This window comes from Desulfovibrio sp., assembly GCF_019422935.1.
Lineage (GTDB): Bacteria > Desulfobacterota > Desulfovibrionia > Desulfovibrionales > Desulfovibrionaceae > Desulfovibrio.
The window spans coordinates 114981-131315 of sequence record NZ_JAHZCJ010000005.1 but is presented as its reverse complement, the minus strand read 5'-3'; the positions used below and the strand labels follow the sequence as shown (position 1 = coordinate 131315).

15 protein-coding genes and 1 pseudogene are annotated in these 16335 nt (G+C 57.6%); all 16 read right to left on the bottom strand.

Annotated elements, in window-relative coordinates; all coding sequences use genetic code 11:
* Positions 1-993 carry an NADH-quinone oxidoreductase subunit NuoH gene (nuoH, locus tag QZ383_RS08325; protein WP_291444593.1) on the bottom strand — a complete coding sequence of 331 codons (993 nt, stop codon included), beginning with the start codon at positions 991-993 and terminating at the stop codon, positions 1-3.
* A gap of 11 nt (positions 994-1004) precedes the next feature.
* Positions 1005-2123, bottom strand: coding sequence for an NADH-quinone oxidoreductase subunit D (locus QZ383_RS08320; protein ID WP_291444592.1), 1119 nt, complete (start codon positions 2121-2123; stop codon positions 1005-1007).
* Positions 2120-2698: an NADH-quinone oxidoreductase subunit C gene (locus QZ383_RS08315; RefSeq protein ID WP_291444590.1), complete on the bottom strand. Its 579-nt coding sequence runs from the start codon at positions 2696-2698 to the stop codon at positions 2120-2122. The genes QZ383_RS08320 and QZ383_RS08315 overlap by 4 nt, the downstream gene beginning before the upstream one ends.
* Before the next feature lie 191 nt (positions 2699-2889).
* A pseudogene (gene nuoB, locus QZ383_RS08310) lies at positions 2890-3345 on the bottom strand (NADH-quinone oxidoreductase subunit NuoB); the annotation flags it as partial.
* Positions 3330-3740: an NADH-quinone oxidoreductase subunit A gene (locus QZ383_RS08305; RefSeq protein ID WP_192111829.1), complete on the bottom strand. Its 411-nt coding sequence runs from the start codon at positions 3738-3740 to the stop codon at positions 3330-3332. The gene QZ383_RS08305 and the pseudogene nuoB, both read right to left, overlap by 16 nt.
* 600 nt (positions 3741-4340) lie before the next feature.
* The gene (gene hydG, locus QZ383_RS08300; protein ID WP_291444587.1) at positions 4341-5759 is read right to left on the bottom strand and encodes a [FeFe] hydrogenase H-cluster radical SAM maturase HydG; all 1419 of its coding nucleotides are present in this window, start codon (positions 5757-5759) and stop codon (positions 4341-4343) included.
* A 400-nt stretch (positions 5760-6159) separates the two neighbouring features.
* On the bottom strand, positions 6160-6534 hold the full coding sequence (locus tag QZ383_RS08295; protein ID WP_022658755.1) for an iron hydrogenase small subunit: 375 nt from the start codon (positions 6532-6534) through the stop codon (positions 6160-6162).
* Positions 6535-6545: 11 nt separating this feature from the next.
* Positions 6546-7802 carry a [FeFe] hydrogenase, group A gene (locus QZ383_RS08290; RefSeq protein WP_291444584.1) on the bottom strand — a complete coding sequence of 419 codons (1257 nt, stop codon included), beginning with the start codon at positions 7800-7802 and terminating at the stop codon, positions 6546-6548.
* A gap of 84 nt (positions 7803-7886) precedes the next feature.
* Positions 7887-8915: a [FeFe] hydrogenase H-cluster radical SAM maturase HydE gene (gene hydE / locus QZ383_RS08285; RefSeq protein ID WP_291444582.1), complete on the bottom strand. Its 1029-nt coding sequence runs from the start codon at positions 8913-8915 to the stop codon at positions 7887-7889.
* 374 nt (positions 8916-9289) lie between these two features.
* Entirely contained in the window at positions 9290-10522 is a 1233-nt protein-coding gene (hydF, locus tag QZ383_RS08280) for a [FeFe] hydrogenase H-cluster maturation GTPase HydF (protein WP_291444580.1), read from the bottom strand.
* 39 nt (positions 10523-10561) lie between these two features.
* Entirely contained in the window at positions 10562-12022 is a 1461-nt protein-coding gene (locus QZ383_RS08275) for an aspartate ammonia-lyase (RefSeq protein ID WP_291444579.1), read from the bottom strand.
* A 69-nt stretch (positions 12023-12091) separates the two neighbouring features.
* Positions 12092-12856, bottom strand: a complete 765-nt coding sequence (locus tag QZ383_RS08270; protein ID WP_291444577.1) for a class I SAM-dependent methyltransferase — start codon at positions 12854-12856, stop codon at positions 12092-12094.
* Positions 12857-12890: 34 nt separating this feature from the next.
* Positions 12891-13649 (bottom strand): dipeptide/oligopeptide/nickel ABC transporter ATP-binding protein, encoded by a 759-nt coding sequence (locus QZ383_RS08265; RefSeq protein ID WP_291444575.1) that lies wholly within the window; start codon positions 13647-13649, stop codon positions 12891-12893.
* Complete coding sequence (locus QZ383_RS08260; RefSeq protein WP_291444573.1) at positions 13642-14517, bottom strand: ABC transporter ATP-binding protein; 876 nt, start codon at positions 14515-14517, stop codon at positions 13642-13644. The genes QZ383_RS08265 and QZ383_RS08260 overlap by 8 nt, the downstream gene beginning before the upstream one ends.
* Positions 14514-15359, bottom strand: coding sequence for a nickel/cobalt ABC transporter permease (opp1C, locus tag QZ383_RS08255; protein ID WP_291444571.1), 846 nt, complete (start codon positions 15357-15359; stop codon positions 14514-14516). The genes QZ383_RS08260 and opp1C overlap by 4 nt, the downstream gene beginning before the upstream one ends.
* Entirely contained in the window at positions 15356-16291 is a 936-nt protein-coding gene (opp1B, locus tag QZ383_RS08250) for a nickel/cobalt ABC transporter permease (RefSeq protein WP_291444569.1), read from the bottom strand. The genes opp1C and opp1B overlap by 4 nt, the downstream gene beginning before the upstream one ends.
* Positions 16292-16335 lie beyond the last annotated feature (44 nt).

Below are 16335 nucleotides of genomic sequence, written 5' to 3'. Positions count from 1 at the left end.
CTACAGCACCTTGAGCAACGCGCTGGTAATGATGAGGTTGACGAGCGCAATGGGGATAAGCACCTTCCACGAGAGGTTCAGCAGGCCGTAGAAGGTCGTGCGCGGAAACGTCCAGCGTACCCAGATAACGGTAAAAATGACCCCGTAAAGCTTGATGGCAAACCAGTGCGCCCCCGGCCACAGCCCCAGCGGACAATCCCACCCGCCAAGAAACAGCAGGGTCAGCAGGCTGGCCCCGACCACCACGTTGGCGTACTCGCCCATAAAGTACACGCCAAAACCCATGCCCGAATATTCCGTAAAAGCGCCTGCGATCAGTTCGCTTTCGGCCTCGGCCATGTCAAAGGGGGCGCGGTTTGTCTCTGCAAGCATGCAGATGAAAAAGATGATGAACGAAACCGGCATGAGCGGGCTTGCAGAAAGGCGCAGCACATTCCAGTGCCAGAACCCGCCCGACTGCGTGGCAACGGTTTCGCTGAGGTTGAGAGTGCCCGTGACCATCACAAGGCTCACTACAACCAGCAGCATGGGGATTTCGTAGGCCACATTTTGCGAAACCACGCGCGCGGCAGAGATAACCGCGTACTTGTTGCGCGAACCCCACGCCCCGAGCAGGAGACCCAGCACGTTTACCGAGGCAAAGGCGTAGATGGCCAACAGCCCCAGATCAAGGTTACGCGCCACCAGCCCCTCGGTGTAGGGAATGGTCACAAAACTCATGAAGGCCGGGGTCATGACCAGCACAGGCCCAAGGCAGAACAGCACGCCGTCTGCATCCTTGGGAATGAACACCTGTTTGGTCATGAGCTTGAAGCCGTCCGCCAGCGGCTGCAACAGGCCATAAGGGCCAACTTCCTTTGGCCCTATGCGCCGCTGTATATGCCCTGCCACCTTGCGCTCGACCCATACCAGATAGGCCGCGTTAAGCGCCACAAAGACAAGGAACCCTACAAGATACCCCAGAAGACGCAGCATTTCGGAATAAAACGTCATGGCTGTGTTCCTTAGCGGTCAATATCCGGAATCACCAGGTCAAGGCTGCCGAGCAGCGCCAGGGCATCAGGCAGCAGCATTCCCCTGCCCGCCTCGCCAAAAACAAGCAGGTTTGAAAAACAGGGGGTGCGCCACTTGAGCCGCCAGGGGGTGCCGCTGCCATCGCTGACGGCGCGGATGCCCAGAAGACCGCGCGCCGTTTCCACAGCGTGGTAATAGTCGCCCTTTGGCGGTTTGATAGTTTTGGGAACCTTGGCCGCCATAACCGGTCCTTTGGGCAGATAGTCGAGGGCCTGCTCAAGAATGCGCAGGCTTTGCTCGATCTCGTCCATGCGCACCTTGTAGCGGGCCATGGAATCACCCTCGGAGTATACGGGCACGTCAAAAGTAAAGCGGTCATAAACGCCGTATGGCTCGTGCTTGCGCACGTCATAGGCAATGCCAGCACCGCGTGCCACAGGCCCTGTTGCGCCGTATTTGCGGCACATCTCTGCAGGCACAAAACCCACATCCACAAGGCGCTGCTGGATAATGAGGTTTTTGGAAACAAGGGAATGGTACATGGGCAGGCGCTTGCGCATACGCGCGATAAAGGCCCGCGTGCCTCTTACAAAGTCATCGTCAACATCGTTGTACACGCCGCCAAAGCGGAAGTAGCAGTATGTGAGCCGCGACCCGGTAACGGATTCCAGCAGATCAAGGACCTGCTCGCGGTCGTCAAAAGCGTACAAAAGCGGAGAGAACCCGCCAAGGTCAAGCACAAAAGCTCCAAACCAGAGCAGATGGCTTGAAACCCGGTTCAGCTCGTTGGTGATGACGCGGATGAATTCGGCGCGTTCCGGCACTTCAATGGAGGCGGCGCGCTCGACCAGACAGGCATAGCCGTGGTTGTAGGCCAGGGCATGCAGGTAATCCATGCGGCCCGTATTGGGCATAAACTGCGCCCAGGTGCGGTTTTCGGCCATTTTTTCGTGCATGCGGTGGATGTAGCCAAGCACGGGCTCGGCCTCCACTATATACTCGCCGTCCATGACCATCTTGACGCGCAAAACGCCGTGCGTAGCCGGATGCTGCGGGCCAAGGTTCAGAACAAACCGCTCGTCTGTGGGACTTTGGGCAAGATAGTTCATGCGCTGTAGTCCTTGAGCAAGGGGTGGTATTCCGCGTCTTCGGGCAACAAGAGGGGGATGAGATAAGGATGCCCGATAAAGACGATGCCAAAGAACTCGTGAATCTCGCGCTCGTGCCAGTGGGCTATGGGATAAATTTCGGCGATGGTGTGAATCTGCGGGTTGGAGCGCGGCGTGCGCACCCGCAAGCATACCCGATGGCGGGCGGCATAGAGGTTGAAGTCGTACACCACTTCAAGCTCGTCTTCCTGCGGTATGGGATCCTGCGCAGAGGTTTCAGGTGGGGCGGCATGGCTGGCATCTGGCGCGTCCTCTGCATTGGCAGCGGCGGCTTCGGCGGCCTTTTTGGCCTTGGCTTCGGCCTCCTTGCGCAGAGCTTCGCATTCGCCAAACCAGTCTACCCCGGTCATGCCTTCAATAAAGTACCCCGCCCCATCCATGATGCCCACTGCGGCAAGCAGGGAGCTTTCCGGCAGCGCCACATCAAGATCATAGCCTACAGCGGCATGATCTGCGGCGCGGACCCTGGCTCCAGGCAGGGCCGCCAACTGTGCGCCAAGGGTTTCTGCATTCATGACGTATGCCCTCCTGCTTCCTTGCCCGCCTTGTCATCCCCGGAGGTTCCCCCAGAAGTTCCCACGGGGGCACCCCCCTCTCCCGCAACATCCTCGGCAGGTGCCGGGGGCGCTTGCGCCTCCGCCTGCATCTTGGCCGCCTGCGCCGCCGCAGGACCGGGAAGCCCAGGGGGTGTTACCACGGGCCAGCGCCGGGTGCCTGTGAGTTTTTCTTCCAGCTTCAAGATGCCTTCAATCAGGGCCTCCGGCCTTGGCGGGCAACCGGGAATAAACACATCCACAGGAAAAAGCTTGCCCACGCCCTCCACCACGCCGTACTGGCCCTCGTACACAAAAGGCCCGCCTGAAATGGCGCAATTGCCCATGGCGATGACCCACTTTGGCTCGGGCATCTGGTCGTAGAGAATCTGCACAGCCGGGGCCATCTTCTTGTTGATGGTGCCGGAAACGATCATCACATCGCTCTGCCGGGGCGACGGCCTGAACACCTCGGCCCCAAAACGCGCCAGATCAAAGCGGGACGCGCCGGTGGCCATCATTTCAATGGCGCAGCAGGCAAGGCCAAATGTCATGGGCCAGAGCGAATTGGCCCGGCACATGTCCAGCAGCGAATCCAGCCGCGAAAAGTGGACTACCGATCCGAATATATTTTCCGTTGCCACTGGAACACTCCCTTTTTCCACGCGTACAGAATGACAAGGGACAAAATGCCCACGAACAGAAAAACTTCCGCGAACGTCAGGAAATCACTGATGGGAGAAGCCTTGTTGTAGATAACCGCAACAGGGAAGAGAAAGAGAATATCAACCGCAAAGGCGAGGAACAGCAGCGAGTACATATAATATACCGCGCCGAATTTGATCCAGGCATCGCCAATAGGGTCAATGCCGCACTCAACAATCTGGCGGGTTTTGCCCACAGTGTTGCGCGTAAGGCGAGGGGCAAGAAAAAAAACTATTACAAATGGCCCAAGAGCAAAGCTCATACCGCCAAGGCAGAATGCCATTATGTAGACAATGTCAACAAGTTCGCTGCTAGACATAAATTTTTCCTTGTAATAGGAATAAAATTTACGAAAATATATACTTGATCAATCCACAAACAATTAAAACAACAGTTGTTTGTGAATTTATAAATTAAGTTAAATACTACTCCCCCAGAAACTTTGTGTCAATAATTGTTAAAAAAAATACATGCTTCTGTTCAAAAATGTACAATTAAAGGGATTTTTTGTTCAATCATATTAACGTATTAATCATTTGTTTGAAATTGCGTGCAATCACAAAAAGTGAAAAAAACAATTTTATTTTTACGACTGGTGATAAGCAGATCAACTAGAACCACAAAACATCCTTAAATAATTTGCTATTTTATTTTCGTGCTATTTTTTTAATAAAAATAGCACGAAATTTATAAAAATTGCCGCGGGTTGCCCTAGCCTGAATGGCAAGCAGGCACTGCCGCAGCAAAAAAAAACTGTGGGGCAAGTGACTTGCGACTGCGGGAAACTGAGAGGTTGAAGCCCAGTGCAGATAAAAAATATCTCATGCACTACTGGCTACATACAAAAAGGCGCATTGAGATAGCTTCAATGCGCCCTAATTCTTTTATCTTCCAGGCAAAACCTTCAGAATAACGTCTCTCAAAATCGAAAGTCTCGCTGGCCGTTTTCAATGGCGGCAAGGTATTCCTTGGCCTTTTTGCGCACTTTTTCGCTGGGAATTTTAGTCAGTTCCTGCTCTATCATGGCAAGGCCCATCTGCCGGGTTTGCGACGAGGCGTAGTCCTGCAAATATTCCTTGAGAGTCAGCAAGGCATTGGGGTGACAGCAGTTCAAAATCTGCTGGCTTTTGCACAGGGCCATAAAGCGGTCGCCAGTGCGGCCCTCGCGGTAGCAGGCTGTGCAAAAACTCGGCACATGGCCCTGCTCCATGAGCCAGCGCACCACCTCGTCCAGGGTGCGGCGATCGCTTACGTCAAACTGTGCGGAATTGTCTTCTTCCGGCTCCGGCTCATAATACCCGCCCACGCTGGTGCGTGAACCGCCGCTGATCTGCGAGATACCCAACGGAAGCACCTTTTCGCGCACGGCCTTGCTCTCGCGGGTCGAAACAATCATGCCCGTGTACGGCACGGACACGCGGATACAAGCGCAGATGCGGGCAAACGTATCGTCGCTGATGCCATTGTCGAACACATCGGGGTTGATGTCGTCAGCGCGGCGAATGCGCGGAACGCTGATGGTGTGCGGGCCAACGCCGTGCACAGCTTCAAGGTGCTCTGCGTGCATGAGCAGGGCCGCAAACTCATAGCGGTAGCCCTCAAGGCCAAAAAGCACCCCCAGGCCCACATCGTCAATGCCGCCCTGCATGGCGCGGTCCATGGCCTCGGTATGCCAGGCGTAGTCGTGCTTGGGTCCTGCGGGGTGCAGCTTTTCATAACTCTGCTTGTGGTAGGTTTCCTGGAACAGAATATATGTGCCGATGCCAGCATCCTTGAGCATTGTGTATTCTTCCACCGTGGTTGCCGCGATGTTCACATTTACCCGGCGGATGGCCCCGTTCTTATGCTTGATGCTGTAAATGGTCTTGATGCACTCAAGTATGTACTCAATGGGATTCATGGTAGGGTGTTCGCCTGCCTCAAGCGCAAGGCGTTTGTGCCCCATATCCTGCAAGGCAATGACCTCGCGGGCCACTTCTTCCTGTGTAAGTTTTTTGCGGGCGATGTTTTTGTTCTGCGAATGGTACGGGCAATACACGCAACTGTTGATGCAATGATTTGAGAGATACAACGGCGCAAACATGACAATGCGGTTGCCGTAAAAGTCGTGCTTGATCTGGTTGGCAAGCCTGTACACCTGCTCCACTTTCTCCGGCAGCTCGCAGGCAAGCAGCACAGAGGCCTCGCGGTGGGTCAGGCCTTTTTTAAGGGCGGCCTTGGCAATGATGGCATCAATAAGCTCTGCATCGCGCGCGTGCTCGGTTGCGTAGTTCAGGGAGTCGAGCACTTCTGTGTGGTCAATAAATTCATCTGCGCGCAACGACTGGGGATTGTACATAAAAAAACCTCCGGCAAGACCCATATTCTCAGGCGGTGCGGGCGGGTGACCAGCCATAGTGGCATAGAGAACTCGACAGGCAGACGGTGAAAAAACATCCCGTGGGAATTGCTTTTTCGCAAAAAGAGAAAATACAGGCTGCAAACTTGACGTTTCTATGGGCGGTATGCTCCGCCACTGGATATCTCACCGAAATCAAAAAATTATTTATAGGGCTGTGCACTACGTATGCGAACAGCCCGTGTGCGCTGTGTGCTCTGTTGCGGGCTGCCAGATGACCTGAATAAATGGCCAGGGACAGCCCAGCATTCAAACTGGCCGACACGGGGGGCAATACCGTGTCGGCCGTGGGTCTGGCCCGAGGGGTCTTGGGGTCCCTCAGGTGGAAAAGGCCGTGGCTTTATTCGTACGGATAGGCGGTACCCTCAAACTCCTTGTGGCGAGGGTTGGGGTATTCGCCTGAAGCCGTAAGAGCCTTGAGGCCTTTTGATTTATCAAACCACTTGGTGTGGAGGTTTTCTTCTGATTTATGGCTCAGGGGTTTGCCGAGCCATGAATCGTAAAGCGCCTTTACCTGCGTATTGTCCTGACTGGCGCGCTTGGGAAAGGCCGAATCGGCACTGTACACAGCGGCAGAGCGATCGCTCATATAATCCTTGAAATCCTTGGCGGCGGCGTAGGCCTTGTTGGCCATGCGAACCCCAAGCAGCAACCCGCCGGAGAGAATACACGCTCCCTTCAAAAATCCGCGTCTGGTGGTGGCAATAATAGACATGGCGTGCTCCTCTAGGCTTTGGGCTGGGTGTTGGCAAGACGCTGCTTCAATCCGGCAAACAGGCTTGTGGCCTTGCGTTCTGCGCTTTGCAGCACATTGGGCATGATGGGCTGCCCGCCGCCGCACACGCACCCGCCAGGGCAGGCCATGAATTCGATAAAGTGGTAAGGAGATTTGCCCGCCCGCACTTCATCGCACACCTGGGCAAAACGTTTTGCGCCATGCACAACCGCCAGATGCAGTTCAATGCCGTTGACGGTCACCGTATATTCCTTCAGGCCCTTGAGGCCCCGCACCTGCTTGAAATCCCACGATTCCGGCCGCTTGCCGGTTACGGCCTGATAGGCGTAGCGCAAGGCTGCTTCCATAACGCCGCCAGACACGCCGAAGATGGTCGCGCCGCCGGTGGATTCGCCCATGAGGCTATCACGCTGACCGTCGGGCAGCTTGGTAAAATCAATGCCCGCCTGACGGATCATGTAGGCCAGTTCGCGCGTGGTCAGGGTGGCGTCGATGTCGCGCAGGTCATTCTGTACATATTCCTGGCGCAAGCCTTCGTATTTTTTGGCTACGCAGGGCATGATGGAAACGGTATACAGGCTCTTGGGGTCGTACTTGGCCTTTTCTGCGCCATAGGTTTTGGCAAGGCGGCCATTCATGGCCACAGGCGATTTACAGGATGAAAAATGCGGCAACAGGTCGGGATAGAAGGTTTCCGCATACTTTTGCCAGCCGGGACAGCACGAGGTGAATTGCGGCAGATCGCGCTTTGCGCCGAGGCGCTCCACAAATTCCGAGGCTTCTTCCCATATGGTCACGTCGGCGGCAAATTCCGTGTCCCAGCAGTTGGAGAATCCAAGCTGCTTGAGGGCTGCCAGCATTTTGCCCGTGGTCACGCTGCCGGGGGCGAGGCCAAAGGCTTCACCCAACGCGTAACGCACAGAAGGCGCAGGCATGGCAATGCATTTGACGCTTTTATCCTGCAATTTCTTTTGCAGCTCGGGCACCCAGGTCTGCACCTCATAAATAGCCATTTCCGGGCAATGGGTCAGGCACTGGGCGCAGTTGATACAGGGTTCGGGGTGGGCAATCTTGTGCGTGAGGCCGGTTTCGCCATAAATGGCGCCGCTGGGGCAGTATTCCTGACAGGAATCGCAGCCGATGCATTTTTCGGGATCAATCTGCACAAAAAACATCTTGTCGCCGTCCGCGCCCTGGGGGGGCACATTGAGCTCGTACGCGATGTGTTCCATTTCAATGCGCGGCATTACAGCCTCCTGGCGGGTAACAGGTTGATTTGTTCACAGCGGCGCGTTTGCGTCCGCCTATTGATTCTGCAAGTAAATTCGAGCCTAGGCCGACGCGTGAGGCGCGCCAGAAGCTGCACAGGGCAAAAGGCCAGAAACAACATCCTGTGCCGCTGGCTCCTGCCAACAGGCAAGGGTGTGGCTGCGCCCAGCCCCTTCAATGGCCTTGCGCGCGCCAAGCATATCCACACGATTCTTATTGTCGTAAATGCAGTACTGACTGCCGTAAGCTGACGGCGTAAACGAGGGCATAAGCACATTGCCGCCCGCCAACAGGCCGTTACGCTGCCCGCCCTGAGCGTCCACCGTTGCCAGGGCCGTAGTGGCTGGAATGTTGGCCCAGGGCATGACAATGCGCATGACGGCCATCACACGCAGGGCGAGCTGCGCGTTGCCCGCAGGATACGCGCCAAGCGGCGTGTCGTGCTGCGGAATGAACGGCCCGGCCCCGCACATGGAAACCCCAAGCCTGCGGGCCAGAATAATGTCGTCCGCCAGCGTGTTCAGGCTCTGACCGGGCAGGCCCACCATAAAACCGGAGCCGATTTCGTAGCCAAGCCGCTGCAAAACACGCAGGCTGGCAATGCGCTCTGCCAGCACATGCCCAGGATGCAGGGCCTCGTAGAGCAATGGATCGGCGGTTTCGTGCTTGAGCAGAAAACGCACTGCGCCAGCTTCTTTCCACAGGGCATATGCCGCGCGCGGATGCTCGCCAACGCTCAGGGTCACGGGCACGTTGAGCCCGCCGCGCAGGCAGTCAATCACATCGGCCAGCCACATGGGATCAATGGCGTATTCACCCGATTGCAGCACAATGGTGTCTGCACCCAAGGCAACGGCGCGCGTGGCGGCTGCCATGATCTCCGCCTTGGCAAGCGTGTACCGCCGCAGATTGCCGTTCTCACAGCGCAAACCGCAGTAGCGGCAGTTGCGCCTGCACGAATTTGAAAATTCTATCAGGCCGCGAACATGCACGTGCGCGCCTTTTTCTTCTTCCAGCACACGGGCGGCACGTTCGCACACCGCCTCAAAGGGCTGTGCAAACAGGAGATCAAGTATTTCTTCGCGACGCATGCTTTACCATCCAATCCTGTGCCATGAACCGCCACTGCCAGCCAAACCAGCACGTGTGCAGCCTGATAAGTCCAATGTTCTGAGAGAATGTGTTACAAAATTTAAAAAAGTAACACCGAACAAGCAAAAAATACCCAAACAAGATTCCACACAGCCGTGTTCGCCCACGCAAGCGTTGCCGCTATAGTTATGACAGCACGGCATGTGCGCACAGTGTTTTGAGCAGATTGCTCTCTAGTAACACTTTTGTCAATTACGTAACAACATTTTATTTAGCAAAAAGGAACCATCTTGCTCAACGTACAATTTAACATCTGTTAATTAAGACAGTTAGCTTGTTTTGCCCGCAACCGGATTTCAGGCGCACTACCCGCTCAGGCCTGTGAAACGGCGTCAAAAGCCGTCAGGGCAGCGGGAAAAGGCTCAAGAACCCTGCGCAGCACACCCTGCACATGTGAGATAGCCAGCCCGTAGTTGGTCATGGGAATCCCCTGCTCATGGGCACGCCCCAGGCGCGCAAGCATGCTCTGTCGATTGAAGGTGCAGGCTCCGCAGTGGATTATGAGCTTGTAGGGGCTGAGATCGTCGGGGAAATCCCGCCCCGCCAGATTATCCACGCGGATGTCGCCCCCGGCGTATTGCCTGAGCCAACGCGGTATCTTGACCCGTCCGATGTCATCCGCAGAAGGATGATGCCCGCAGGCTTCGGACACCAGCACGGCATCGCCGGGCTGCAACTGGTCGATGGCAGCCGCGCCCCTGGCAAAAGCCGCCAGATCGCCCTTGAATCGGGCCATGAGAATGGAAAATGTGGTCAGCGGGATATCTGGCGGCGTGTCGGCCACGGCCTTGAGCACAATCTGCGAGTCGCAGACCACGAGAGCGGGTTTTTTGTTCAGCCGGGCCAGCGCAGGGGCCAGTTCCCGCTCTTTCACCACCATGCAGGAGGCGTCGCTGTCGAGAATATCGCGTATGGCCTGCACCTGCGGCAGTATGAGCCGCCCCTTGGGCGCGCCAAGGTCGATGGGAACCACCAGCACTGCCAGCTCGCCCGCTGGCAGCAGGTCGCCCAGCAGGCGCGGCTCTGCAAACCAGTGTTCCGGCGCAAGGGCCGCCAGCGCTTCACGCACCTGCCCCATGCCCTTGCCTGTCATGGCGGATACGCTCATCCAGCGGATGCCGTCCTTATCCAGCCCGCCAAGCTGCCCGGCAGAAGAGGCCGCCAGATCGCACTTGCCCAAAACCACACCAAAAGGAATTTTGCGCTCACGCAACTGGCCCACAAAAAAATCTTCATACTCGCCCCACTGCCCCGGCTCTGCGGCCAGCAGGGCAACGTCCGTGCGCTCAAGGGCCTTAAGCGTGCGCTCCTTGCGCAGCTCGCCCAGCGCGCCGACATCGTCAATGCCCGCAGTATCAATAAATACCACAGGCCCGAGGGGCGCCAGTTCCAGCGTTTTTTCCACAGGATCGGTGGTTGTGCCGGGCGTGTCGGAAACAATGGAAACCTGCTGCCCCGCCAGTGCGTTGAGCAGGGAAGACTTGCCAACATTGCGCCGACCATAGATGCCTATGTGCAGACGCAGACTTTTGGGTGTTTCATTCATGCCAGAAGCTCCGGTTGCGTAAATTACCCGTCTGATGCCCTACCTGTGTCCAAGCGCGGTTGCGGCCTCTGCGCTGAGCAGGCTGTCCACATCCTCCGCCTTCATCAGGCCCCTCTCCAGCACCACCGCGCGCACGCTCTGCCCTGTTTTGTGCGCCTGGGCGGCAATTTCACCCGCAAGCGCATAGCCAAGCACCGGCACAAGTGCTGTAACCGTGGCAAATGATCTGCCAAGATGCCGGGCGCAGGCGGCTTCGTCAGCCTCAAGGCCCAACACGCAATTTTCGGCCAGCATGGTATTGGCCTGCGCCAGCAGATGCATGCTGCCAAGCAGGCAATCCGCCAGCAGCGGCATGAAAGCGTTAAGTTCCAGTTGCCCCAGAAATGCGGCCTGAGTCACGGCGCTGTCATCGGCCATGACCCGCAGAGCGGCCTGTGATGCGGCCTCGCATATTACGGGGTTGACCTTGCCCGGCATGATGCTTGACCCAGCCTGCCTTGCAGGCAGTTTAAGCTCGCCGATTCCCGCCGACGGGCCGGATGAAAGTAAGCGCAAGTCTGCGCAAATTTTAAATAAATTTACTGCATGAGCTTTAAGAATGCCGGAAACTTCAACCAGTGGATCAACATTTTGCGTGGCGTCCATCAGATTTTCTGCCCGCGAAAGGCCCAGCCCCGTGACCTCGCGCAGCTTTTCGACCACCAGAAAAATGTATTTGCGGGGGGCGGTTATACCCGTACCCACCGCCGTGCCGCCAAGGTTGACCACGCGCAGCCGCTCTGCGCACTTGAACACGCGCCAGCGGTCGCGCGAGAGGCATTCTGCCCAGGCGGAACACTCCATGCCAAGGGTCACGGGCACGGCATCCTGCAACTGGGTGCGGCCCACCTTGAGAATATGGCGAAAGGCCAGTTCTTTTTCCTGAAAGGCAGATTGCAGGGCGGCAATGGCCTGTTCCAGATCCTTGAGCAGAAACAGGGCGGCAACCCTCACCGCAGTTGGGTACACATCGTTGGTGGACTGGTGAAGGTTCACATGCCGCAAGGGATCTATGCGGGCGTAAGAGCCAAGGCTGCCCCCAAGCAGTTCTTCGGCCCGGTTGGCAAGTACCTCGTTCATATTCATGTTGGTGGAGGTTCCCGCGCCGCCTTGCAGGGCATCCACCACAAAGGCATGAGCCAGACCGCCCTGGGCAACCTCGCGGCTGGCATCGGCTATGGCCTGAGCTTCGGGCTGCGGCAGGTAGCCAAGCTCCTCGTTGGCGCGGCAGCATGCCAGCTTGACGAGCGCCATTGCCCGCACAAGCTCTGGCCTGACGGGCCGGCCCGAAAGTGGGAAATTTGCCAGCGCACGGGCCGTATGCACGCCCCAGTATGCCGACAGTGGAATATCCACTGTGCCCAGCGCGTCCGATTCCTGCCTGTACGGCTGCGTAGTTAGCTGCGTAACACCCGCCTGCGCACCGGAGCTGACAGAGCCTGCCTTGCCGGAACTACACATCAGTCACCCCTCCCTGCAACGGTCATTTCCCTCCGCCATAGCTTCAAACAAAGCCCCGCCCGCTGGCTGCTACTTGATCGCCCGCAGGGCAAACATGGGCACAGGATTGTACGTTTCATCGCGGTGGGCGTAGATGCGCGCGCTCAGGCCGTGGTCGCACCAGCAGTCTGAAAAACCGGAGTTGCGCAGGGTCTGCACGTCCCATACCGGGCGGGATTCTGAACTGAGCGGCAACTGTCGGCGAATGTTTTCGCATTCAAGCATCATGTCGTCATTTATGCCCACATGCTGATCCGCCAGATCCAGAAAAGAAACCGAGCCGTAGTCAGCGTCAAAATTCAGGAGCACCCCGCCGGGCCGCAGCACGCGGTTCCATTCCCGGTACGCGGCAGCGGCATCCTGAAGCGTCCAGGTGAGGTTGCGCGAAATCACCGCGTCAAAACTTGCGGATTCAAACTCAAGGCAACAGGCGTCCATGCGCTGAAAGGCCACATCGCACCCGGCTTGCCGGGCAAGGACCGCGCCTTCATCCAGCATGGCTTGGGTCATGTCCACGCCGCAGACGCAATGCCCCTGCTCTGCCAGCAGTATGGCGAAAAATCCGGCCCCTGTACCCACATCAAGGATGCGCAATGGCCTTGCCTCTGGCAGATGGGGCATGATTTCCGCCAGCCACAGAGATTTTTTCTCACAGGCAAGCTCATGACGCCGTATTTCGCCATAGCTTTCGGCCCGGCGCGACCAGTAGTTTTCTATGCGGCCCGTGAGCGTCGGGCCGGGGACGGACATGGCATCCAGAGTGGCGCAGGCGGTGTCTGTAACGTATTGGCTCATAAGAACTCCTTTAATTTTGCCGGATCAATACTGCTCAGCCATTCCAGGCCGAACGAAACAGAATTGCCGAACTCACCAGTTTTTGCGCGTAGGGGTGCGAAACGCCAGCCAGCCCGGTGCCTGCGGCCTGTTCCACAATGCGGCCCTGATGCATAAAGAGGATATCATCGCACAGATAGGTCACGGCCTGAAGGTCGTGCGCTATAAAAAAATAGGTCATGTTGCCCTTGAGCTCGCGCAGCAGGTCAAGAATGCGGGTCTGCACCGAAACGTCCAGCGAGCTGATGGCCTCGTCAAAAACCACAAAGCGGGGATCCGCGGCGATGGCGCGGGCAATACACACCCGCTGCAATTGACCGCCGCTGACCTCGTGGGGCAAGCGGTCTGCAAGGTTCGCGGCAAGGCCAACGCGCTCCATCAACGCAAGCACTGCCCTGTCCGACCCTGCGCCTCTGCCGCAGGCCAGCAAAGGCTCGCGGATGATGCTGCGGATGGTGTAGGCCGGATTGACCGAGGTTGTGTAATCCTGAAAAACCACGCTCATGCGGCCAGGATTGCGCCGCAACCACTGGGGCACCCCCTGCCCCTCAAGCAATACCGTGCCGCTGCTTGGGCGCTCCAGCCCAAGAACAATGCGGCTCAGCGTGCTTTTGCCGCTGCCGCTCTCGCCCACCAGCCCCACTGTCGCGCCCACGGGGATGTGAAAACTCACGTCATGCAGCACAGGCTTTGGTTCTGGATTCCACAATCCGCCCTTGCCATAGCTTTTGCAGATATTTCTTACCTCAAGCATGGGCGCGCTCCAGCATGGCTTCAAAGCCCCGCGTCAGCGCAAGCCTCGTGCGGATGAGATACTGCGTATATTCGTGCTGCGGCGCGTTGAACACTGTTTCCGCAGGGCCGTATTCCACGCAGCGGCCATCCTTCATCACAAGCACGGCATCTGCCAGACGCTGCACCACGCCCAGATCGTGTGAAACAAAGATCATGGCGGTATTGCACTGTGCCCGCAGTTCCATAAAGCGCTGCACGACCTCAAACTGCGTTTCCGCATCCAGGGCCGTTGTTGGTTCGTCTGCAATGATGAGCTGCGGCTCAAGGGCCAATGCCAGAGCAATCATGCAGCGTTGCAGCATGCCGCCCGAAAGCTCGTGCGGGTAGCTGCGCAAAACTTCCTGCGGCGCATCAAGGCGCACGCGCCCAAACATGGTTACAGCCAGCTCATCTGCCTGCCCGGCGGTGTATGCCCCATGCGCAGTCAGGGTTTCTCTAAACTGCGCCCCCATGGTGTACAGGGGGTCAAAGGCCGTCATGGGCTGTTGCAAGACCATGGCAATCCTGCTGCCCCGGAGCTGGCGCATCTGCTCCGCCGGGGCATGCACAAGATCAATCCCGTTAAAAACAGCCGTGCCCTCGCCCGCAAGCGTGGGCGGCAACAGCCCCATGATGCTGCGGCAGCTCAGGGTTTTACCGCTGCCGCTTTCGCCCACAATGCCAAGGCAGGCCCCAGCGGCAAGCGTAAAATTCACGCCGTGCACAAGCTCCTGCCCGTTTGCGCGCTGCACCACGCGCAGATTGCGCACATCAAGGACATCGGGCACATGGGGTGCTGCACCGCAAAACGGTTCCTGCTTTTGACAATCTGTATTGAACGCGCTCACAGGCTCACTCCCTGCAGGGTCGTGTGGGCTGGGTCAATGGCATCGCGCAGGCTGTCGCCCAAAAAGTTGAAGGCCGCCACAACCAGCAGGATTGTCATCCCTGCGGGCAGCATCTGCTGCGGATACATGGACATGATGTCCTTGGCGTCGCTGAGCATGGCGCCCCACTCCGCCGTGGGCGGCTGTACGCCAAGGCCCAGAAAGGACAAAGCCGAAACCGACAGGATCACCGACCCGGTATCAAGCGTTGCCAGCACAATGATTTCGCCCAGCGCGCCGGGCAGCAGATGCCTACGGAAGATGTGCCACATGCCGCAGCCCGCCACACGGGCAAAGCGCACATAATTGACGTCCGTATACTGCATGACCACAGAGCGAACCATGCGCGAATACCAGGGCCACTTGGCAATCACGCTGGCGATGACCACATTGCCAAGCCCCGGCCCAAGCATGCCCACAATGGCCAGAATGAGTACCTCGCTGGGGAAGGACATCATCACATCGCAAAAGCGCATGATGGTTTCGTCAACCTTGCCGCGACAAAAACCAGCCACAATGCCCAATCCGCTACCGATAACAAGGGTTATGCCCATTGTGAGCAACGAAAAGCCCAGGGTGGCGCGCCCGCCCCAGATAAGCCGGGACAATACGTCCCTGCCGAGCTGATCTGTGCCAAGGGGATGCGCCAGAGACCATGCCGCAAATTTATTTCTCACATCAATAGCCGTGGGATCCCACGGAGCCGCCAGGGGCGCGCACAAGGCCAGCGCCACCACGGCAAGCAGAAAACACAGGCAGATCATGCCCAGAGGGTCGTTGCGCAGCCGCCGCCATACCCTCATGCCTGCCCCCTGGCGCGCAGGCGCGGATCAATGACAGCGCACAATATGTCCACCAGCAGGTTGCAGCCCACAAACATTACGGCCATCAGCAGCACATAGGCCTGAATGACAGGGAAATCGCGGTTAAAAATGGCGGTGACGCACAGCCAGCCGAGGCCGGGCCAGGCAAAAATGGTTTCTACCACAAAGGTTCCGGCCATGAGCTTTGGCAGCGACATGCCAAGCCCGGTCAACGTGGATTGCAGCGAATTGCGAAAGATATGCCGCCAGATCATGCCCCGCGTGAGGCCCCTGGCCCGCGCATAGAGCACGGAATTCTTCTGCTTGTTCTGCACCATGCTGTTGCGCAACAAGCGCGCGTAGGTGGAAATATAGGTCAGCGAGAGCGTCACTGCGGGCAGAATGACCGAGCTTGCGCCCTGCATGCCGCTGGTGGGCAACCAGTTGAGCTTGACTGAAAAAAGCCACATGAGCAGCAAACCGGCCCAGAATCCGGGCGTGGCCGTGCCAAGAAAAATAAACCCGCGCAGCAGGTAATCCACAGTGCGCCCCTCGTACATGGCGCACACAAAAGCCATCCCCACGCTGCACACCGCCATGAACAACGTTGACGTCAGCGCCAGCCACACGGTGGGGGGCAGCGCCCGGGCCAGTTCCTGTGCAACGGGCTTGTTGTCCACATAGCGCCTGCCCAGATCACCCTGCGCAACGGCGCACATCCAGTCCGCATAGCGCGTCAGAAAAGGCTTGTTGAGGCCAAGCTGCTCACGCGTGATCGCCACCACTTCATCCGTGGGCTCAATTTCGTTGACGCGGACTACCACCTCGGCCGGGTCGCTTGGGCTGAGCTGGATGATGACGAATGAAACAAAGGAAATCCCCAGCAAAAGCGGGATTGTCAGCAAAAGGCGGCGTAGAATGTATGCTTTCATATATGTGGAGCATGGGGCGCGGCCTTGCGCTGTGCAAAGCCGCG